The sequence below is a fragment of the Streptomyces sp. NRRL F-5126 genome (genome assembly GCF_000721265.1).
Classification (GTDB): Bacteria; Actinomycetota; Actinomycetes; order Streptomycetales; family Streptomycetaceae; genus Streptomyces.
Window position 1 is genome coordinate 1 of sequence record NZ_JOFZ01000003.1, and the last position, 19,109, is coordinate 19,109.

Sequence of the window (19,109 nt, forward strand, 5' to 3'; positions counted from 1 at the left end):
CCTGAATGATCACGGATCCCGTGTCCGCTCTGTCATCCGCCCCGACCTGCGGCATCTTCACGTCAGTTGGGCGATCCCGGGAACTCGCGCAAGCCCTGGAAAGTGCCGCCTGTCCGCATCTCTGGAGCGCCTTCTCCAGCTGGTGGACGGCAAGACCTACAAGTTTCGTACCAACGCCTTTGACGGCGAAGGTGCTGCGCGGTACAGGTACGAGGGTGACGAATACCAGAACGACGTCTCACTGCGCTACATCGACTCGGTGGAGAACCAGGAGGCAGGCGGCCGACTCGGCGCCTGGTACGAGAACGACCGCATCCTGAATTGGGACCCATTCATCGTCACCATCGGTGACTGACTGAGATCCGCGAAGGCGGTCTAGACGGGCTGCGGGCCGCCCTCAGGGGCGGCCCGCAGTGTGTCACGTCTGGCTGATGCGCCAGATCTGCACAAGGCAGTACTGGTCCTCACCATCGAGTTCTTCTTCACGTCCGAGTGGTGTCTCCACCGGGCCTGGGGACGGGATGAGCGGTGAGGTGAACGGGCCATTCTCACGGTTGAACACCCAGTGCCAGCGCATTTTGTACGTCCCGGGTGACGGCAGGATCAGGGGGATCGGGTCCATCCCGCTGGTGATGACCTCAATCCCGAGCTCGGCCGTGGGAAGTTCAACCTCCACCTCGGCCTGGCCTGACCACGGGCCAGGCACCGGCGCGGGCTCGGTGGACCAGCTCTCCAACCGCACAGGAGCCCGGATGACCTGGGACGGGACCTGCAGAAAGACCATGCCGGGAGCCGAGAGCAACCACTCCGAGAAGTCCACATTCGGGGTATACGTGTCCACACTGGTGTCGACGAGCCCGAACTGGCGATAATTCGGGTGGACCGTGGTCTCGAACACGTCCAAGAGCCTGCCCAACTGCCCACCCCTTCAGCACTGATACGGATGAGGGCAACGTAACACCTGCAGGAATCAGCGCCGTTCCCCACCTTCCTCGTTCCGGGCAGGCCTGAGCGGAAAACTGCCACCACCTGCGTCCGAACTGCGCCCTGGAGGTCTCGCAACGCCATGGAGCTCGCTGCCCGGCGACCCCAGGCCCCAGCCAATGCCAACTGCCCCCTTCTGCTTCAACTGGAGATCCACGCCCCAACCTCTGCCACCAGAAAGGGACGAATTATTCCTGAGTTGGCCATGCGGAACCATTCGGCCAGGCCCAATTCTGCACTGCACCAGATGTCCGCGCCACGGCATGGCTGACGAGGCACAAAGGCAGGGCAGCTCTCGGGCGGCGACTCGGCGGTGAGCGGCCGACGGGGCGCGGCCGACCGGGCGCGGCCGGAATCCGCTGCACGCGCGCTCGAACGGGCGCGGATCACGCCGTGGCCGCCTAAAATCCCGTCATGCCGCATCTCGCGTTCGACATCGCCTTCTGCCAGCAGTTGGAGAAGCTCGAGAAACACATCAGGAACGGTGTGTTCGACGCCTGGGAGAAGTTCGAGCGGCTCACCCTCGACCAGCTCTTCAAGGACCCGGGCCTGAAGCTGGAGTCCCTCAGGGGCGCGAACGACCGGCAGATCCGGACGATCCGGATCACTCAGGGTGTCCGTGGTGTCGTCCTCGCGCCCGAGACGGGAGACACCTTCGTGCTGCTGCGGGTCGGCCCGCACGACGAGGCCACCGAGTGGGCGAAGAAGCAGAAGGCGACCATCAACGCCGTCACCGGCACGGTCGAGCTCCGCGAGATCACCACCCTGGAGGAGCTGACCCCCACCTACCAGCGCATCGCGCCCGCCGAGGAGCAGCGGCTCTTCGCGAAGATCTCCGACGGCGACATGGCCGCGCTCGGCATCGACGCCATCACCCTCGCGCAGGCGCGCGCGCTGACCAGCCTTGAGCAACTCGACGTCTTCAGCCGCTTCTTCCCGCCGGACCAGTACAAGGTGCTGGAACACCTGGCTCTCGGCGCGAGCGTCGAGCAGGCGTGGCAGGAGGTCGTCGTGCCCGCTCTCGCCGACGCGTCGTCGCAGGAGCCCGTCGACACCACCGACTACGCCACCGCCATCGCCCGCTCCGGCACCCGGATCGCCGTCGTCGCCGATGCCGACGAACTGCGGGACATCCTCGACAAGCCGTTCGCCGCGTGGCGGATCTTCTTGCACCCCGCCCAGCACAAGGTGGCCTACCGTCCGTCGTACTCCGGCCCGGCTCAGGTGACCGGAGGGCCCGGGACCGGAAAGTCGGTCGTCGCTCTCCACCGGGTGCAGCACCTGCTGCGGCACCTGCGTGACGGCGATCGCATCCTCCTCACCACGTTCACCAATGCCCTCGTGGACTCCCTCACCGAAGGGCTCTGCCTGCTCGTCGACGATCGGGACCTGCGCGACAGGGTCGACGTCATGACCGTCGACGCCTTCGCCGGGCGGGTGGTGAGCACCGCTCGCCGGCCGCTCACCGGATACGAGGAGACCGCCCGGTGGGAGCAGGCCGCGGAAGCCACCGGCTTCACCGGCACCCCGCAGTTCCTGGCACAGGAGTACAAGCACGTCGTCCTCGCCCAGGACATCCGCGGCCAGGAGGCGTACGAGCGCTGCGAGCGCCGGGGCCGCGGCAGTGCGCTGCCGGCGTCCGCACGGCCGCCGGTGTGGCGGACCATGGAGGAGTTCACCCGGCGGCTGGCCGGGGACGGGCTGCGCACCTACCTCGGCACCTGCGCGGAAGCCGCGGACCTGCTGACCGAACAGGGACCGCGCTACCGGCACGTCGTCGTCGACGAGGCCCAGGATCTCCACCCGGCCCAGTGGCGAATGCTCCGCGCGGCCGCACCGCGCCGCCCCGACGACCTGTTCATCGCGGGCGACCCGCACCAGCGGATCTACGACAACCGCGTGTCACTGAAGTCCCTCGGCATCAACGTCGCCGGCCGTTCGACCAAGCTGCGCAAGAACTACCGCTCCACGCAGGAGATCCTGAGCTGGGCGACGGGTCTCCTGCTCGGCCGCCCCTACGCCGAACTGGCCGACAGCGGACGGCACGACACTCTGATCGGATATAGCTCCGCTCTGCACGGCTCGGGGCCGAGTGTCCATGAGGCGGGGACGGAGGAGACCGAACTCGACGCCTTGGTCGAGCAGGTGCGTGCGTGGCTGGACGGCGGCGCCACTCACGGGGAGATCGGGATCTGCGCACGGTTCAACAGGGCCTGCGAGAAGGCCAAGGACCGCCTTGTCGCGGCCGGTATCACCGCCAGCCGGGTCCGCGCGGGGGCCGCGCGCACCAACGACGCGGTCAACGTAGGCACCATGCACACCTTCAAGGGGCTCGAGTACCGCTACACCGCTGTCATCGGCGTCAACGACCGTGCGCTGCCGAATCCTTCGGCCATCACGCCGGAGGACGTCGACCGGCTCCAGCACGAGGCAGACCTGGCCGCGGAACGCTGCCTGCTGTTCGTCGCCTGCACCCGGGCCCGGGACGGCTTGTACGTCTCGTGGAGCGGAAGCCCGAGTCCGTTCCTGGTCGAGGCCGGCTGCGGAGGAGAGCAGCCGTCGTCGTTCGCTCGTCGCCCTTGAAGCGAGCCGCCCAAAACCAGCCATGCAAGATAGTTTGACGATGCTTTCACCCACGTGAGAAGGTGTTCCCGCTTCAGCGCGTAAAGGCGGTATGGCGCAGGACGCGTCGTGGCGTAGAGGGGTGGGACGGGCGGTAGCGAGGGGGGCGGCTTCGGCCGCTCGCAGTTTTGCCGGAAATTACCGGCGACCGAGACCCTTCTCCTGCCCACAGCATCGCGGGCCTCTCAGGGGGCGCTCGCGCGGAAGGGGCGTGTGATGGTTGGCAAGAAGACTTCTGGCGATGACGAGGGCGCGGTCGAGAAAGCCGGGCAGTGGGTCGCAGGTCTCGCGGAGAAGGTCATGGTGAACGGCGTGGGGCCGGTCACGGGGTCGGTGGCCTGGGCCGAGGCTCGTCTTGCGCGCCGTCAGGGTGCTGCTTACAGGGCGCCTGACGACGAGGAGCGCCGTTCTCCTGAGGAGATGAAGGACGATATCGACGCGGTGATAGCCCGGCTCATAAAGGAGTCCGTGGCTGCGGCCGGAACCCAGGGATTCGTCACCGGGCTCGGAGGGCTGATCACTGCCGGCGTGACGATCCCCGCGAACGTGGCCGCGTCCTTCACCGTCAACATGCGGTTGGCCGGCGCCATCGCGCACCTTCGGGGTTGGGACATCGGTGATCCGTACGCGCGGACCATCGCGATGATGCTCGCGATCGGAATGAGCACGCAGAGCGTTCTGGCAGCCTTCGGAGTAAAGGTCGGTCAGAAGATCGGTGAGCAGATGATCAAGAAGATCCCGATCGCGATGATCCGGGCGATCAACAGGAAGGCTGGGTCCTTCCTCATAGCGAAGTACGGAACCCAGCGTGCCGCGATCACACTCGCCAAGGGCATACCGGTCCTGGGAGGCATCGTCGGAGGAGCCGTGGACGCAACCGCGACTGGCGTCATCGGACGGGCCACGGACAAGGCCTTGCGCGGTGAGGCTTTCCGGGCCGCCGACTCGCAATAACGGAGTCGGCAGCCCGTCAGGGAGGTGCGAGGCCAGAGCTCGTTGACCTACTGCAGCGGGGGCCCGATGTGCTCGGTATCGTACTTGACCGCAAGCGCCTCGATGCGCGAGTCATCGTCATTGATGACCCCGCCGTTTTCCTGGGCGAGTGCGGCGATCTCGTAGAACAGCCCGTCCGGTCCTGCGGGCGCGAACATGACCAGGAAACTGGCCCGCTCGCGTCCGACCACCCGGGGTGCGTGGGCTGTTCCGCGTGGCACCATGACAAGCGTGCCAGGCGTACCACTTACCCGTTGGTCGCCGATCTGGAAGTCCATCCGGCCCTTGAGGACGTAGAAGAGCTCCTCGCTGCCGTGATGGATATGAAGAGGAGGCCCGAAGCCGGGCTCCGCCGTTCCCTCCATTACGGCGATGGAGCCCGAGCCGTGGTCGGCGGCGACCCTGCCGATCAGGTTGGGGATCAGCAGGCCGTCACCCGGGATCGGCCGGCCTTCGCCGGCCGGTAGGACGATCGCGCCATTGGGAAGGTAGCTCACGACGTTCCCTTCTGAACGTAAGCGGACTTTACGTGCGGCAAACGGGCTGTGCCCCGCCTGCTTGGAACCCGTAAGTGGGTGTTCTGGGGGCGCGGGTCTTCGGTACGGATGAAGAGGGTGCGCAGGGTCAGTCGCGGACGGTGAGGCCGATGGAGAAACTGCTGCTGGGGACGGCCTTGCCGAGCATGGCGCGCATCAACAGCACGCTCGTTCCTTCGAGCCAACGAGCGCTCGTCAGGTCGCCGACGTCGAGCGGGCGCAGCGCCAGGCTCTCGACGAACACTGACACCTGCGCCTTGGCCTCGGCGTCGTCGCCGGCGATGAACACGTCCAGCGGGCGGGGGTCCTCGGGTGTGTGGGCGGCCAGCACGTGGCCGAAGACGGTGTTGAACGCCTTGACGACGTGCGCTCCCGTGGGAGCCGACTTGGCGATCTCCTGAGCGGCGGAGCTGCCCTCCGGCGCAACCAGTCCCGTGAGGTCTGGGTTGAACGGGTTGGTGATGTCGACGATCACCTTGCCCGACAACGCGTTGCCGAACTGGCGCACGAGTGGTGCGGCGTGGGCGTAGGGCACGGCGAGGATGACCATGTCGCCGGCCGGGGCCGCACCGATCGTCCCCGCCGTGGCGCCGCCGATCGCCTTGGCCAGGGCGTCGACCTTGGAAGCATCGCGGCCGATGATCTCGACCGCGTTGCCGCCCGCGAGTGCGCGCCTGCCCAGGGCACGGGCCATGTTCCCCGTGCCGACGATGCTGATCCTGCTCATGGTGTGCGCTCTCCTTCTTCTCGGTCTTTTGGTCTTCCTCGCCGGCGCCGGGTCGGGGCGCACGGTCGGGGCGTGGGCCGCGTTCGGTTCACGCGGTGAAGTACAGGTCGAGGTCGCGGGGTCCCTGCGCCGTCGGCCCGGTTCAGGCGGTAGCGATGCCAGCGCCGACCTTGTCGGCTTCCTCAAGAGCCCTGGAGCGCAGTTCGGCGGCCAGATCGCGCAGGCTTTCCATGCCGGGGGTGGTGGCCGCGATGGTGAGTTCACGCTCGATGACGGTCAGGTCGGCCTCCCAGACGTCGGCGAGGATGCGCCTGAGGTAGGGGGTGGAGTGGTCCCAGGCCTCGCGCGGGGTGCCCGGGCCGTAGCCGCCGCGTACGGTGACCAACACGGTCGGCTTGCCCTTCAGGACGGGCGTGGTCGGTCCGGCGGCGGCGATCACCAGGTCGACCCACGTCTTGAAGTGCTGGGAGACGCCGAAGTTGTAGAACGGCACGGCCAGGACGACGACATCCGCGCCACCAACTCCTCGACGAGGTCCTGGGCATCCGCGAGCACCTCACGCTGGGTGGAGGTGCGCTCCGGTTCAGGGGTGAAGCCGGCGACGGTGGCGCTCGCCCAGATGTGTGCCGGCAGCGGGTCGGTGCCCAGGTGGCGGCGCACCACCTTTTCGCCGGGATGCGCTGCCGTCCACTTCGCCTCGACCACGTCGGCGATCTCCGCGCTGGCGGAGGCCGCGGGCAGGATGCTGGCATCGAGTCGGAACAGGGTCATGGTCGAACTCCTTGGCCGGTCAAGGCCGCACACATGGGCGGCGGGGGCTGTGATGCGGGCTCGGTGGCTCGCGTTGTCCTAAACGGACTTTACCCCGCTTATATTCCCTCGGCTACCGTGTGAATGTGGAAACCCCCCTGCTGCCCATCGGGCCTCCTCCCGCCGAGCGCGCCGACGCTGCGCGCAATCGCGAACACCTGCTCAACGTCGCCCGCGAGATGATCTCCGAAAGCGGCGCGAGGCGGGTCACCATGGACGCACTGGCCGAGCGAGCCCAGCTGGGCAAGGGAACCGTCTTTCGGCGCTTCGGCAGCCGGGCGGGCATCTTCGCCGCGTTGCTCGACGACGCCGACCGCGCGTTCCAGCAGCAGGTGCTCTACGGGCCGCCGCCGTTGGGCCCCGGCGCCGACGTGATCGCCCGGTTGATCGCCTACGGCCGCGCGCGCACCGGATTCCTGCTCGAGCACCATGCGATCGAGCGCGCCGCACTCGATCGCAACCAGCAGGTGGCCATCGCCGCCGGAGGGATGTCGACCACCCACATCCGAATGCTCCTCGGGCAGGCCCGGCGCGAAGGCCTCCTGCACACGGCCGATATCGACAGCCTGGCGATGCAGCTCGCCGCAGCCCTCGAGGGTCCCTTCGTGATGTACCTGGCGCCCTCGGAGGACACCGGCCCGGAATCGGCACGCCAAGAAGCCGCGCTCGCCGACAGCTGGAAATCCCTCGTCGAACGCGTTGTGACGTTCAGGTGACCGCGAGGATCAGGGGACGGGCGGAGCAAGGCGCCGGCGGGCACGTGATCGGCGACCGCCTCGACATCACCGGCGTCTGCTGCCCGTGGAGACGCGACGAGGGCCGCGACCGTCAGGTCGGGCCCTCGTATGCGTAACGTTACTTCGAGTGTCCGAGGGGGGACTTGAACCCCCACGCCCGATAAAGGGCACTAGCACCTCAAGCTAGCGCGTCTGCCATTCCGCCACCCGGACGAGTGGTCTCCCGTGGCGTGTCCGCCGCAGTGACGTGGTCAACGATACCAGGGGTTCGGGGTCGCTTTCACCTGCGTTTGGCGTGGTCAGGGGGTGGCTCTCGGCGGGCCTCACGCCGGGCTGCGGGGCCGTCCGGCGTGAGGCCGAGCACGCGGGTCAGGGCATCAGGTGGTAGTCGGGGAAGTTGCCCGGCGCCCGCTCCCCGCGCGGGCCGTCGGTGACCGCGCGTACGAGCAGTTCGCCGCCGACGAAGGCGCCCCGCCACGCGTGGCCGAAGCCGCCGAACAGCTCGTCGCGGTCGCCGCGTGAGCGGGGCCTGCCGTGCCCGACCTTGAACGCCCTGACCTGCGGGGCGAGGCGGGCGTAGGTGGCTGGATCGTCGGTGGACAGGGTCGCGACGAGGGCGCCGTTCGAGGCGTTCATCGCCGCGAGCAGCTCCGCCTCCGTGTCGACGAGCACGATCGTGTCGACGGGCCCGAAGGGCTCCGCGTGATGCAGCGGCGAGGACGGCGGCGGGTTCAGGAGCGTGACGGGCGCCAGGTACGCGTCGCGGGAGACCCCGGGCGGGAAGGCCGCGTCCGGCAGCGTTCCCTCGTGCAGGGGCACGGCGCCGCGGTCCACCGCCTCGGCCACCTGGTCGCGCAGTTCTCCCGCCTTCGCCGCGTTGATCAGCGGCCCGAAGTCGAGCTCGGGCAGCGGGTCCGCGGGGTCCTGGACCGCGAGGGGGTGGCCGACGCGCACCGACCTGACGGCGGGCAGGTAGGCGTCGAGGAAGTCGGCGAACAGCGAGCGCTGCACCACGAACCTCGGGTACGCCGTGCAGCGCTGCTTGCCGTAGTCGAACAGTTTGGGTATCACGGCGGCCAGCGAGGCCCAGTCACCGAAGTTCCAGATGCCCCAGGTGTTGAGTCCCTCCTGCTCCAGGACGTGCCGCTTGCCGAGGTCGGCGACCGCCGTCGCGATGCCGGCGCCGGTGTCGCGGCCGCCGACGAACGAGACGCAGCCGATCTCCGGGGAGGCGACGAGCGGGGCGGACAGTTCGCGGCCGCTGCCGCTGACGAGGGTGATCGGCAGGCCCTCGCGTTCGGCGAGCGCGCACGCCAGGGTCAGGCAGGCCACTCCCCCGTCGGTCGGTGTCTTGGCGATGACGGCGTTGCCCGCGAGTGCCTGCACGAGCATCGCGTGGACGAGGACGGACATCGGGTAGTTCCAGCTGGCGATGTTCGAGACCGGGCCGGAGAGCGGGGCCCGTCCCGCCAGCATGCGGTCGATCTCGGCCGCGTACCAGCGCACGCCGTCGATCGCGCGGTCGACGTCGGCCAGCGCGAGCCGCCAGGGCTTGCCGATCTCCCGGACCAGCAGCAGTGCGAGGAGCTCGCGGTGTTCGGCGAGTGCGTCGCAGGTGGCGCGTACACGGGCCTTGCGTTCGCGCAGCGGTGTTTCGCGCCAGGTCCTGTGCCGGTCGAGGGCCGCGTGTACGGCGTGTGCGGCCGTCGTGGCGTCGAGCAGGGGCGGGGCGGCGATCGCCGAGCCGTCGACGGGGCTCACGGCGGGTCCCGGCCGGCCGTCGGCGTGCCAGCGGCCGGCCCAGAGGTTGCGTACGCGGTCGTCCTGGAATGCCTCGGGGGCCGCGGCGAGGCAGCGGCGCCAGACGTCGTCCCAGCCGGTGCCCGGCTTCACGGTGAGTGGGGCGGGCGGTGCGGTCGCTGTGGATACGGGTGTGGGTGTGGCGGTGGGTGCCATCGAGGGTCTCCGCTCGTGATGGGGCGGGGGTATGGCGTCGTTGTGACGGGGTCGTGCGTGGCGCGGGTCAAGTGGTGTGGCCTATGTGGTGCGTGGTCGAGATCGTGCGGCGGCCCGTGCGGCGCGCGCCGTGGGGCCGTGGGGCCGTACCGGTGCGGCTGCCGCACGCCGCCGCACCGGCGTCCTGAAGTGTCGCGCGGCCAGGGCGCGCCCCCGTGTTCAGAGGCGGTCGCGCACCAGGCGTGCCGTCTGCGAGGGTGTGGAGCCCACCCGCACGCCCGCTTGCTCCAGCGCTTTCTGCTTGGCGTGCGCAGTGCCCGACGAGCCGGAGACGATGGCCCCCGCATGGCCCATCGTCTTGCCCTCCGGCGCGGTGAAGCCGGCGATGTAGCCGACCACCGGCTTGGTGACGTGCTCGGCGATGTAGGCGGCGGCACGCTCCTCGGCGTCGCCGCCGATCTCGCCGATGAGCACGATGAGTTCGGTCTCCGGGTCGTCCTCGAAGGCGGCCAGGCAGTCGATGTGCGTGGTGCCGACGACGGGGTCGCCGCCGATGCCGACCGCTGTGGAGAAGCCGATCTCCCGCAGTTCGTACATCAGTTGGTAGGTGAGGGTGCCGGACTTCGAGACCAGCCCGATGCGCCCGGCGTCGGGGGCGATGTCGGCGGGGATGATGCCCGCGTCGGACTGCCCGGGGCTGATCAGGCCCGGGCAGTTGGGGCCGATGACGCGCGTGCCCCGCTGCTCGGCGTAGCGCCGGAAGCGGACGGTGTCGTGGACGGGGACGCCCTCGGTGATCACGACGACGAGCGGGATGGACGCGTCCGCGGCCTCGGTGACGGCGGCCCTGGTGAACGGCGGCGGTACGAAGACGACGCTGACGTCGGCGCCGGTCGCCGCCATGCCCTCGGCCACCGAGCCGAAGACGGGAACGGAGATCCCGTCGAAGTCCGCGGTCCTGCCCGCCTTGCGGGGGTTGACGCCGCCGACCACGTCGGTGCCCGCGGCCAGCATGCGCCGGGTGTGCTTCATGCCCTCGCCGCCGGTCATGCCCTGGACGAGGATCTTGCTCTGCTTGGTCAGGAAGATCGCCACGGTGTCTGCTCCTCAGTCGGCGTGGGCGAGTTCGGCGGCCCGGCGCGCTGCGCCGTCCATGGTCGTGGCCTGCTGGACCAGCGGGTGGGCGCGGGCGTCGAGGATCTCCCGGCCGCGCGCCGCGTTGTTGCCGTCGAGCCGTACGACGAGCGGCTTGGTCAGCGCGACCGACTCCAGGGCGCGCACGATGCCTTCGGCGACGGCGTCGCAGGCGGTGATGCCGCCGAAGACGTTGACGAAGACCGACTTGACGGCCGGGTCGGAGAGGATGACCGCCAGGCCGTCGGCCATGACCTGTGCCGACGCGCCGCCGCCGATGTCGAGGAAGTCGGCGGGCCGCGCGCCGCATCCGGCGACGACGTCGAGTGTGGACATCACGAGGCCCGCGCCGTTGCCTATGACGCCGACCTCGCCGTCGAGCTTGACGTAGTTGAGGCCCCGCTGGGCGGCCGCGGCCTCCAGCGGGTCGGCCGCGGGGTCCGCGCCTGACTCGCCCCAGCGCTCCTGGCGGAAGCGGGCGTTGTCGTCGAGGGTGACCTTGCCGTCGAGGGCGACGAGTTGCCCGTCGGCGGCCTGCACCAGCGGGTTGACCTCGACGAGCAGCGCGTCCTCCCGTACGAGCACCTGCCACAGGGCGCGCAGTACGGGCGCGGCGGCCACCGGCAGACCGGCGGCGACGGCGATCTCCATGGCCTTGGCCTCGGTGACGCCCTCCTCGGGGTCGACGGGGATCCGTGCCACCGCCTCCGGACGGTGCGCGGCGACCTCCTCGATCTCCATGCCGCCCTCGGCCGAGGCGATGGCGAGGAAGGTGCTGGCGGCGCGGTCGAGCACGTAGGAGACGTAGAACTCGCGGTCTATGTCGACGGTTTCGGCGACCATGACCTTGCGCACGGCGTGCCCCTTGATGTCCATGCCGAGTATCCGGCGTGCGGTGAGTTCGGCCTCGGCCGCGTCCGCCGCGAGTTTCACGCCGCCGGCCTTGCCGCGGCCGCCGGTCTTCACCTGTGCCTTGACGACGACGCGGCCGCCGAGGCGGTCCGCCGCCTCGCGGGCCTCGTCCGGTGTGTGTGCCACCTCCGCGGCGGAGACGGGTACGCCGTGGCCGGCGAAGAGGTCCCTTGCCTGGTGTTCGTACAGATCCATGCCGCTCCTTTTTGAATCAAGTGCCGCACGCCCCCTGGACACCACCCCGTGGTTGCGGGATAACAAGGTTCATACAGTATTCGTAGACTGTATGCAATGTACCGGGAGCGCACAGCCGCGTTCGCTCATGAAGGGACACAACACCCCATGCCCGACGACAGCCAGGCACACATCTCCGGCGGTCATCTCGTCGCCAAGGCCCTCAAGGCGGAGGGGGTGGAGCGCATCTACACCCTCTGCGGCGGCCACATCATCGACATCTACGACGGCTGCGTCGACGAGGGCATCGACGTCGTCGACGTACGCCACGAGCAGGTCGCCGCCCATGCGGCCGACGGCTACGCGCGCCTCACCGGCAAGCCGGGCTGCGCGGTCGTCACCGCGGGCCCCGGCACCACCGACGCCGTCACGGGCGTCGCCAACGCCTTCAGGGCCGAGTCGCCCATGCTGCTCATCGGCGGCCAAGGCGCGCACACGCAGCACAAGATGGGGTCGCTGCAGGATCTCCCCCACGTCGACATGATGACGCCCATCACCAAGTTCGCCGCCACCGTGCCCGACACGGCGCGCGCCGCCGACATGGTCTCGATGGCCTTCCGCGAGTGCTACCACGGCGCCCCGGGGCCGTCGTTCCTGGAGATCCCGCGCGACGTGCTCGACGCCAAGGTGCCCGAGGAGGGGGCCCGAGTGCCGCGCCCAGGGCAGTACCGCGCGTCGACCCGCACGGCCGGCGACCCCGAGGCCATCGAGAAACTGGCCGACCTGCTCGTCGCGGCGGAGAAGCCGGCGATCCTGCTCGGCAGCCAGGTGTGGACGACGCGCGGCACCGACGACGCCATCGACCTCGTGCGCACGCTCAACGTGCCGGCGTACGCGAACGGCTCGGCGCGCGGCTCCCTCCCGCCGGGAGATCCGCACCACTTCCAGCTCTCGCGCCGCTACGCGTTCGCCAACGCGGACGTCATCGTCATCGTCGGCACGCCCTTCGACTTCCGCATGGGGTACGGCAAGCGCCTCTCCCCCGACGCGACGGTCGTCCAGATCGACCTGGACTACCGCACGGTCGGCAAGAACCGCGACATCGACCTCGGCATCGTCGGCGACGCCGGCCTCGTCCTCAAGTCGGTGGCGCAGGCGGCGAGCGGCCGCGTCAACGGCGGAGCGGCCAGGCGCAAGGGATGGCTCGACGAGCTGCGGGCCGTCGAGCAGGCGGCGCTGGAGAAGAGGCTGCCGAACCTGCGCTCCGACGCGTCGCCGATCCACCCGTACCGCCTGGTCAGCGAGATCAACGACTTCCTGACCGAGGACTCGATCTACATCGGCGACGGCGGCGACATCGTCACCTTCTCCGGCCAGGTCGTCCAGCCGAAGGCGCCGGGCCACTGGATGGACCCGGGGCCGCTCGGCACGCTCGGCGTCGGCATCCCGTTCGTGCTCGCCGCCAAGCAGGCCCGGCCCGACCAGGAGGTCGTGGCGCTCTTCGGCGACGGCGCGTTCTCGCTCACCGGCTGGGACTTCGAGACGCTGGTCCGCTACAAGCTGCCGTTCGTCGGGATCGTGGGCAACAACTCGTCGATGAACCAGATCCGTTACGGCCAGGCCGCCAAGTACGGCAAGGAACGCGAGCGCGTCGGCAACACCCTCGGCGACGTCCGCTACGACAAGTTCGCCCAGATGCTGGGCGGTTACGGCGAGGAGGTCAGGGACCCGGCGGACATCGCACCCGCCCTGCGGCGCGCCAGGGAGTCCGGGCTGCCGTCGCTCATCAACGTGTGGGTCGATCCGGACGCCTACGCGCCCGGAACGATGAACCAGACCATGTACAAGTGAGGAGTCGAAAACCATGACCCAGGCAGTGGAAGCCCCGCACGCCGACCGGGCTCTGGCGGGCGTTCGCGTCCTCGACATGACGCATGTGCAGTCGGGCCCCTCCGCGACCCAGCTGCTCGCGTGGCTCGGCGCGGACGTGGTGAAGCTCGAGGCGCCGAAGGGTGACGTCACCCGTGGGCAGCTGCGCGACCTCCCCGACGTCGACTCCCTGTACTTCACGATGCTCAACTGCAACAAGCGCTCGATCACACTGAACACCAAGACCCAGCGCGGCAAGGAGCTCCTCACCGAGCTGATCCGCCGCTCGGACGTGATGGTGGAGAACTTCGGCCCCGGCGCCGTCGACCGCATGGGGTTCACCTGGGAGCGCATCCAGGAGATCAACCCGCGGATCGTCTACGCCTCGATCAAGGGGTTCGGCGAGGGCCCGTACACCAACTTCAAGGCGTACGAGGTCGTCGCGCAGGCCATGGGCGGCTCCATGACCACCACCGGCTTCGAGGAGGGGCCGCCCACGGCGACCGGCGCGCAGATCGGCGACTCGGGCACCGGCGTGCACCTGGTGGCCGCCATCCTTGCGGCGCTCTACCAGCGCCACTCGACGGGCCGCGGCCAGCGCGTCAACGTGGCCATGCAGCACGCGGTGCTGAACCTGTGCCGGGTGAAGCTGCGCGACCAGCAGCGCCTCGCGCACGGCCCGCTGCGCGAGTACCCCAACGAGGACTTCGGCGAGGAGGTGCCGCGCAGCGGCAACGCGAGCGGCGGCGGCCAGCCCGGCTGGGCGGTGCGCTGCGCGCCCGGCGGCCCCAACGACTACGTGTACGTGATCGTGCAGCCGGTGGGCTGGGCCCCGATCACGGAGCTGATCGGCAGGCCCGAGCTCGCCGACGACCCCGACTGGGCGACGCCCGAGGCGCGGCTGCCGAAGCTGGGCAAGATGTTCCAGCTGATCGAGGAGTGGTCCGCCACGCTCCCCAAGTGGGAGGTGCTCGGCAAGCTCAACGCGCACAACATCCCGTGCGGCCCGATCCTGTCCACGAAGGAGATCATCGAGGACGCCTCGCTCGCCGCCAACGACATGGTCGTCGAGGTCGCGCACCCCACCAGGGGCTCGTTCAAGACCGTCGGCAGCCCGCTGAAGCTGTCCGACTCCCCCGTCACCGTGACCACGTCGCCCCTGCTCGGTGAGCACAACGCCGAGGTGTACGCGGAACTCGGCGTGAGTGACGAGGAATTGAGCAATCTCAAGACGAACGGAGTCATCTAGTGCCGGAGATTCAGCCACAGACGGGCAGCGCCCAGGCGGTGCGCGCCGTACTGGACGCGGCGCTCGCCGAGGGCCGCACCGCGCTGACCGCGCCCGAGGGCAAGGCGATCGCCGACGCGTACGGCATTCCGACGCCCGCCGAGGCGCTCGCGGAAGCCTGCGACGACGCCGTACGGATCGCGGATCGCATCGGGTTCCCCGTCGCGATGAAGATCGTCTCGCCCGACATCCTGCACAAGACCGACGCCGGCGGTGTGCGGATCGGGCTGAACTCGGCCGCCGAGGTGCGCGGCGCCTTCACCTCGATCGTCTCGAACGCCAAGGCGTACGCGCCCGGCGCACGCATCGACGGCGTGCAGGTGCAGCAGATGGTGCCGGCCGGCACCGAGGTGCTCGTCGGCACGGTCACCGACCCGACGTTCGGCAAGATCGTGGCGTTCGGCCTCGGCGGTGTGCTCGTGGAGGTGCTCAAGGACGTCACGTTCCGGCTCGCACCTGCCACGCAGGACGAGGCGCTGTCGATGCTCGACGGCATCAGGGCCGCGGAGGTGCTGCGCGGTGTGCGCGGCGGCGAGGCCGTGGACCGGGCGGCGCTGGCCGACCTGATCGTGCGGGTGTCGCGGCTGGCGTCGGACTTCCCGTCGATCGCCGAGGTCGACCTCAACCCGGTGTTCGCGTCCGCCTCGGGTGTGATGGCGGCGGATGTGCGAATCCTGCTCACCACGCAACAGCCGCCCGAGCGGAGGAAGTTCACGAGGGAGCAGATACTCGCGTCGATGCGGCGGCTGATGGAGCCGTCCTCGATCGCGGTGATCGGCGCCTCCAACGAACAGGGCAAGATCGGCAATTCCGTCATGCGCAACCTGATCGACGGAGGCTTCTCCGGGGAGATCCACCCGGTGAACCCGAAAGCGGACGACATACTCGGCCGCAAGGCGTACCGGAGTGTCACGGACGTGCCGGGTGAGCCGGACGTGGCGGTGTTCGCGATCCCGGCGAAGTTCGTGCCGGCCGCGCTCGAAGAGGTCGGCCGCAAGGGCATACCCAACGCCGTGCTGATCCCCTCGGGCTTCGCGGAGACCGGGGAGCAGGCCCTCCAGGACGAGATCGTGGCGATCGCCGAGGAGCACGGTGTGCGGATCCTCGGACCGAACATCTACGGCTACTACGCGACGTGGCAGGACCTGTGCGCCACGTTCTGCACGCCGTACGACGTGAAGGGCGGTGTGGCCCTCACGTCGCAGTCCGGCGGCATCGGGATGGCGATCCTCGGGTTCGCGCGCACCACGAAGACCGGTGTGTCCGCGATCGTGGGCGTCGGCAACAAGTCCGACCTGGACGAGGACGACCTGCTGACCTGGTTCGGCGAGGACCCGAACACGGAGTGCATCGCGATGCACCTGGAGGACCTGAAGGACGGCCGTGCGTTCGTCGAGGCGGCGAGGCGGACCGTCCCGAAGAAGCCGGTGGTGGTACTCAAGGCGGGCCGTACGGCCGCGGGCGCGAAGGCGGCGGGATCGCACACCGGCGCGCTGGCCGGCGACGACGCGGTCTACGACGACATCCTGCGCCAGGCCGGTGTGATCAGGGCGCCGGGTCTGGGCGACATGCTGGAGTACGCACGGGCGCTGCCCGTGCTGCCCGCCCCGAAGGGGGACAACGTCGTCATCATCACGGGCGCCGGCGGTTCAGGTGTGCTGCTGTCCGACGCGATCGTCGACAACGGGATGGGGCTGATGACCATCCCGGACGACCTGGACGCGGCCTTCCGCAGGTTCATCCCGCCGTTCGGCGCGGCCGGCAACCCCGTCGACATCACGGGCGGCGAGCCGCCGTCGACGTACGAGAAGACGATCCGCCTGGGCCTGGAGGATCCGCGCATCCACGCGCTGGTGCTCGGCTACTGGCACACGATCGTCACCCCTCCGATGGTCTTCGCCGAACTGACGGCCCGTGTCGTGGCGGAGTTCCGGCAGCGGGGCATCGAGAAGCCCGTCGTGGCGTCGCTCTCCGGCGACACGGAGGTGGAGGAGGCGTGCGCGTACCTCTTCCAGCACGGCGTGGTGGCCTACCCGTACACCACGGAGCGGCCGGTGGAGGTCCTGGGCGCCAAGTACCGGTGGGCCAGGGCCGCGGGGCTGCTCGGCTGACCCGCTCGGAGCGAAAGGTTTGGACAGGGGGCGCTGGCCAGTTCTTTCGAGACCAAGGGGAGTTATGAGCACCGACAGCGGAAGTTCCGCGAGCGGTACGGTCGCGTACCGGGAAGTGACGGACAGCAGGGGCCGCGTGTACCGGGTGGGCGAGTCGGATCGCGACATCCTCGGACACTCGCGCAAGCTGATGGTGTACCTGCCGTGGGTCGCCATGATGTCGATCAGCGTGTCGGAGTACGCGTTCGGGTCGGCGGAGGACGTCCTGTCCCACGCGCACGGCTGGACCCAGAGCAACACCTTCTGGATCCTGAGCGTCTGGGTCTTCTTCCAGGCGGGGATCGCGTTCCCGGCCGGCTGGCTGCGTGAGAGGGGGAAGCTGCCCGCGAGGCGGGCCGTGTACATCGGATCCGTGCTCTGCCTGATCAGCTTCCTCGCCATCTCGCACGCCGGCAACGTCCTCCTGGCGATCCTCGGGTTCGGTGTCGTCGGCGGGCTGGGCTCCGGTCTGGTCTACGCCACCTGCATCAACATGGTCGGCAAGTGGTTCCCGGAACGGCGCGGAGCCAAGACCGGCTTCGTCAACGGCGGGTTCGCCTACGGGTCGCTGCCGTTCATCTTCATCTTCAACTACGCGTTCGACACCGGCAACTACCACACGGTGCTCGACCTCATCGGGGTCTACGTGCTGATCGCGGTGGGGATCTGCGCCTGGTTCTTCAAGGACCCGCCGAAGAACTGGTGGCCCGAGGAGGTCGACCCGCTGAGCTTCAGCGGCAACACGAAGAGCGCGCGGAGCCTGGCCAAGAACCCGCCTGCCGTGCGGCAGTTCACGCCCAAGGAGGCCGTCAGGACCGGCATGCTGCCACTGATGTGGATCACGGTGGTCATGACCGCCGGTGTGTCGATCTTCGGGATCTCCTTCCAGGTGGACTTCGCCAAGGAGATCGGTTTCGGGCCTCTCGTCGCGGCGACGTCGATGGGTGTCATGGCCGTCGTCAACGGCGTGGGGCGTGCGGTCGTCGGCTGGCTGTCCGACCTGTGGGGCCGCAAGCTGACCCTGTTCTTCGTGATCGTCGTCCTGGGACTCGCCCAGTTCGGTGTGATCTGGGCCGGCTCCATCCACAGCGAGTGGCTGTTCCTGGTGTTCGCCTTCCTCTCCGGGTTCGGCGGCGGCGCCTTCTACCCGATGTTCGCGGCGCTGACCCCCGACTACTTCGGGGAGAACTACAACGCCACCAACTACGGGCTCGTCTACAGCGGGAAGCTGATCAGCGGCCTGTTCGGCGGCGGCCTCGGAGCCATGGTGGTCGACGCGTGGGGATACTACGGCGCCTATGCGCTCGCCGGCGGCATCTCGATGGTGGCCGCGGCGCTCGCGCTGCTGCTGAGGCAGCCGGGCCGGCCAGGGGCCAGGAAGCTGGTGGCCAATCCGCAGCCCGTCAGCAGGGAGGCCGTCTGACCTCTCGGTCCGCGATCGCGCGGAGGCGGTCCTGCGTCCGGCTCGTGGTGAGCCGGACGCGGGGCCGCCTCCGGCCGTACGCTCGCGGCACCGGCGGTCGGCCGCCGGTCAGTTGTGTTCGCGGTGGTGGTACGTGGACCTGGTGTGTTCGGTGTGGGCCCGCATCACGGCCACCGCGCCGCTCTCGTCGTGGGCGGCGATCGCGGCGATCAGCTCGCGGTGCTCGATCCAGGACTGCTTGCCGCGCTGCCGGGCCACCGGGGTGTAGTACCAGCGGACCCGGCGGTCGACCTGGCCGGCCAGTTCGGCGAGCACGACGTTGCTCGCCATCGCCATCACCCGGGCGTGGAAGGCGGCGTTGACGGCTACGGCGAGGTCGACGTCGTCGTTCTCCACGGCCTGCTCGCCGCGCGCGCACAGCCCGTCGAGCTCGGCGATCCCCGCCTCGTCGGCCCCCGCCGCGGCGAGCCGCGCGGCCTCCGCCTCGAGCAGCGTGCGGACGGACAGCAGCTGGTCGGCCTCCTCCTTCGTGGGCTCGTGGACGAACGCGCCCTGCGCGGGGCGCAGATCGACCCATCCCTCGGTGTTGAGCCGCTGGAGCGCCTCGCGCACCGGCTGCCGCGACACCCCGAGGTGGCCGGCGAGTTCGCTCTCCACCAGATGCTGCCCCGGCCGCAGGGCGCGGGTGATGATCAGTTCGAGCAGCGCCTCGTACACCCGCTCGCGCAGCGGCCCCGGCCGCTCCAGCTTCGGCACCGTCCCGTGCGGCAGTCCTGCGGACAACATGGGCCCTC

The 19,109-nt window shown here is 69.5% G+C and carries 17 protein-coding genes and 1 tRNA gene; 8 read left to right on the forward strand and 10 right to left on the reverse strand.

Annotation, left to right across the window (positions count from 1 at the left end):
- Positions 1–355, forward strand: a 355-nt coding sequence (locus tag IH48_RS36865) for a hypothetical protein (RefSeq protein WP_234434155.1), incomplete at its 5' end; no start/stop codon positions are given.
- 63 nt (positions 356–418) lie between these two features.
- Here IH48_RS36865 and IH48_RS0106505 read toward each other — a convergent pair.
- Complete coding sequence (locus IH48_RS0106505; protein WP_234434156.1) at positions 419–898, reverse strand: hypothetical protein; 480 nt, start codon at positions 896–898, stop codon at positions 419–421.
- Between the two features lie 500 nt (positions 899–1,398).
- Between IH48_RS0106505 and IH48_RS0106510 the strand changes: the two genes are divergently transcribed.
- Positions 1,399–3,567, forward strand: coding sequence for a UvrD-helicase domain-containing protein (locus IH48_RS0106510; RefSeq protein ID WP_030900339.1), 2,169 nt, complete (start codon positions 1,399–1,401; stop codon positions 3,565–3,567).
- A 255-nt stretch (positions 3,568–3,822) separates the two neighbouring features.
- On the forward strand, positions 3,823–4,560 hold the full coding sequence (locus tag IH48_RS0106515) for an EcsC family protein (protein ID WP_051839372.1): 738 nt from the start codon (positions 3,823–3,825) through the stop codon (positions 4,558–4,560).
- A gap of 47 nt (positions 4,561–4,607) precedes the next feature.
- Here the strand turns inward: IH48_RS0106515 and IH48_RS34295 are convergent, their stop codons facing one another.
- The 4 genes from IH48_RS34295 to IH48_RS36875 all read right to left on the reverse strand — a co-directional run bounded on the left by IH48_RS34295 (position 4,608) and on the right by IH48_RS36875 (position 6,633).
- Positions 4,608–5,096 (reverse strand): cupin domain-containing protein, encoded by a 489-nt coding sequence (locus IH48_RS34295; protein ID WP_051839291.1) that lies wholly within the window; start codon positions 5,094–5,096, stop codon positions 4,608–4,610.
- Between the two features lie 127 nt (positions 5,097–5,223).
- On the reverse strand, positions 5,224–5,862 hold the full coding sequence (locus tag IH48_RS0106525) for an NADPH-dependent F420 reductase (RefSeq protein WP_030900343.1): 639 nt from the start codon (positions 5,860–5,862) through the stop codon (positions 5,224–5,226).
- 142 nt (positions 5,863–6,004) lie between these two features.
- On the reverse strand, positions 6,005–6,355 hold the full coding sequence (locus IH48_RS36870) for an NAD(P)H-dependent oxidoreductase (RefSeq protein ID WP_234434157.1): 351 nt from the start codon (positions 6,353–6,355) through the stop codon (positions 6,005–6,007).
- Complete coding sequence (locus IH48_RS36875) at positions 6,298–6,633, reverse strand: hypothetical protein (RefSeq protein WP_234434158.1); 336 nt, start codon at positions 6,631–6,633, stop codon at positions 6,298–6,300. The genes IH48_RS36870 and IH48_RS36875 overlap by 58 nt, the downstream gene beginning before the upstream one ends.
- A gap of 125 nt (positions 6,634–6,758) precedes the next feature.
- On the opposite strand from IH48_RS36875, the gene IH48_RS0106535 reads away from it, so the two are divergent.
- Complete coding sequence (locus IH48_RS0106535; protein ID WP_030900345.1) at positions 6,759–7,388, forward strand: TetR/AcrR family transcriptional regulator; 630 nt, start codon at positions 6,759–6,761, stop codon at positions 7,386–7,388.
- Between the two features lie 149 nt (positions 7,389–7,537).
- On the opposite strand, the gene IH48_RS0106545 is transcribed toward IH48_RS0106535, so the two are convergent.
- From IH48_RS0106545 to sucC, 4 genes are all read right to left on the reverse strand, one after another.
- A tRNA-Leu gene (locus IH48_RS0106545) sits at positions 7,538–7,622 on the reverse strand.
- A gap of 156 nt (positions 7,623–7,778) precedes the next feature.
- Positions 7,779–9,365 (reverse strand): aldehyde dehydrogenase family protein, encoded by a 1,587-nt coding sequence (locus IH48_RS0106550; RefSeq protein ID WP_051839292.1) that lies wholly within the window; start codon positions 9,363–9,365, stop codon positions 7,779–7,781.
- A 219-nt stretch (positions 9,366–9,584) separates the two neighbouring features.
- Positions 9,585–10,460, reverse strand: coding sequence for a succinate--CoA ligase subunit alpha (sucD, locus tag IH48_RS0106555; protein WP_030900349.1), 876 nt, complete (start codon positions 10,458–10,460; stop codon positions 9,585–9,587).
- A 12-nt stretch (positions 10,461–10,472) separates the two neighbouring features.
- Positions 10,473–11,606: an ADP-forming succinate--CoA ligase subunit beta gene (gene sucC / locus IH48_RS0106560; protein WP_030900353.1), complete on the reverse strand. Its 1,134-nt coding sequence runs from the start codon at positions 11,604–11,606 to the stop codon at positions 10,473–10,475.
- Positions 11,607–11,753: 147 nt separating this feature from the next.
- Here sucC and IH48_RS0106565 point away from each other — a divergent pair, with 147 nt between their 5' ends.
- From IH48_RS0106565 to IH48_RS0106580, 4 genes are all read left to right on the forward strand, one after another.
- A complete protein-coding gene (locus IH48_RS0106565; RefSeq protein ID WP_030900354.1) occupies positions 11,754–13,436 on the forward strand; it encodes a thiamine pyrophosphate-binding protein in 1,683 nt (560 codons plus the stop codon).
- Between the two features lie 13 nt (positions 13,437–13,449).
- Positions 13,450–14,703, forward strand: coding sequence for a formyl-CoA transferase (frc, locus tag IH48_RS0106570; RefSeq protein ID WP_030900356.1), 1,254 nt, complete (start codon positions 13,450–13,452; stop codon positions 14,701–14,703).
- A complete protein-coding gene (locus IH48_RS0106575; protein ID WP_234434159.1) occupies positions 14,703–16,853 on the forward strand; it encodes an acetate--CoA ligase family protein in 2,151 nt (716 codons plus the stop codon). The genes frc and IH48_RS0106575 overlap by 1 nt, the downstream gene beginning before the upstream one ends.
- 64 nt (positions 16,854–16,917) lie before the next feature.
- Positions 16,918–18,315: an OFA family MFS transporter gene (locus IH48_RS0106580; protein ID WP_030900362.1), complete on the forward strand. Its 1,398-nt coding sequence runs from the start codon at positions 16,918–16,920 to the stop codon at positions 18,313–18,315.
- A 108-nt stretch (positions 18,316–18,423) separates the two neighbouring features.
- On the opposite strand, the gene IH48_RS0106585 is transcribed toward IH48_RS0106580, so the two are convergent.
- Positions 18,424–19,101, reverse strand: a complete 678-nt coding sequence (locus IH48_RS0106585) for a GntR family transcriptional regulator (RefSeq protein ID WP_030900364.1) — start codon at positions 19,099–19,101, stop codon at positions 18,424–18,426.
- Between the last annotated feature and the right edge of the window lie 8 nt (positions 19,102–19,109).

Coding starts and splice junctions, on each gene's coding strand:
- IH48_RS0106515 (WP_051839372.1), top strand. CDS start 3,823: ATGGTTGGCAAGAAGACTTCTGGCGATGACGAGGGCGCGGTCGAGAAA.
- IH48_RS0106525 (WP_030900343.1), bottom strand. CDS start 5,862: ATGAGCAGGATCAGCATCGTCGGCACGGGGAACATGGCCCGTGCCCTG.
- IH48_RS0106580 (WP_030900362.1), top strand. CDS start 16,918: ATGAGCACCGACAGCGGAAGTTCCGCGAGCGGTACGGTCGCGTACCGG.
- IH48_RS0106585 (WP_030900364.1), bottom strand. CDS start 19,101: ATGTTGTCCGCAGGACTGCCGCACGGGACGGTGCCGAAGCTGGAGCGG.
- IH48_RS36875 (WP_234434158.1), bottom strand. CDS start 6,633: ATGACCCTGTTCCGACTCGATGCCAGCATCCTGCCCGCGGCCTCCGCC.
- frc (WP_030900356.1), top strand. CDS start 13,450: ATGACCCAGGCAGTGGAAGCCCCGCACGCCGACCGGGCTCTGGCGGGC.
- IH48_RS0106510 (WP_030900339.1), top strand. CDS start 1,399: ATGCCGCATCTCGCGTTCGACATCGCCTTCTGCCAGCAGTTGGAGAAG.
- IH48_RS0106550 (WP_051839292.1), bottom strand. CDS start 9,365: ATGGCACCCACCGCCACACCCACACCCGTATCCACAGCGACCGCACCG.
- sucC (WP_030900353.1), bottom strand. CDS start 11,606: ATGGATCTGTACGAACACCAGGCAAGGGACCTCTTCGCCGGCCACGGC.
- IH48_RS0106565 (WP_030900354.1), top strand. CDS start 11,754: ATGCCCGACGACAGCCAGGCACACATCTCCGGCGGTCATCTCGTCGCC.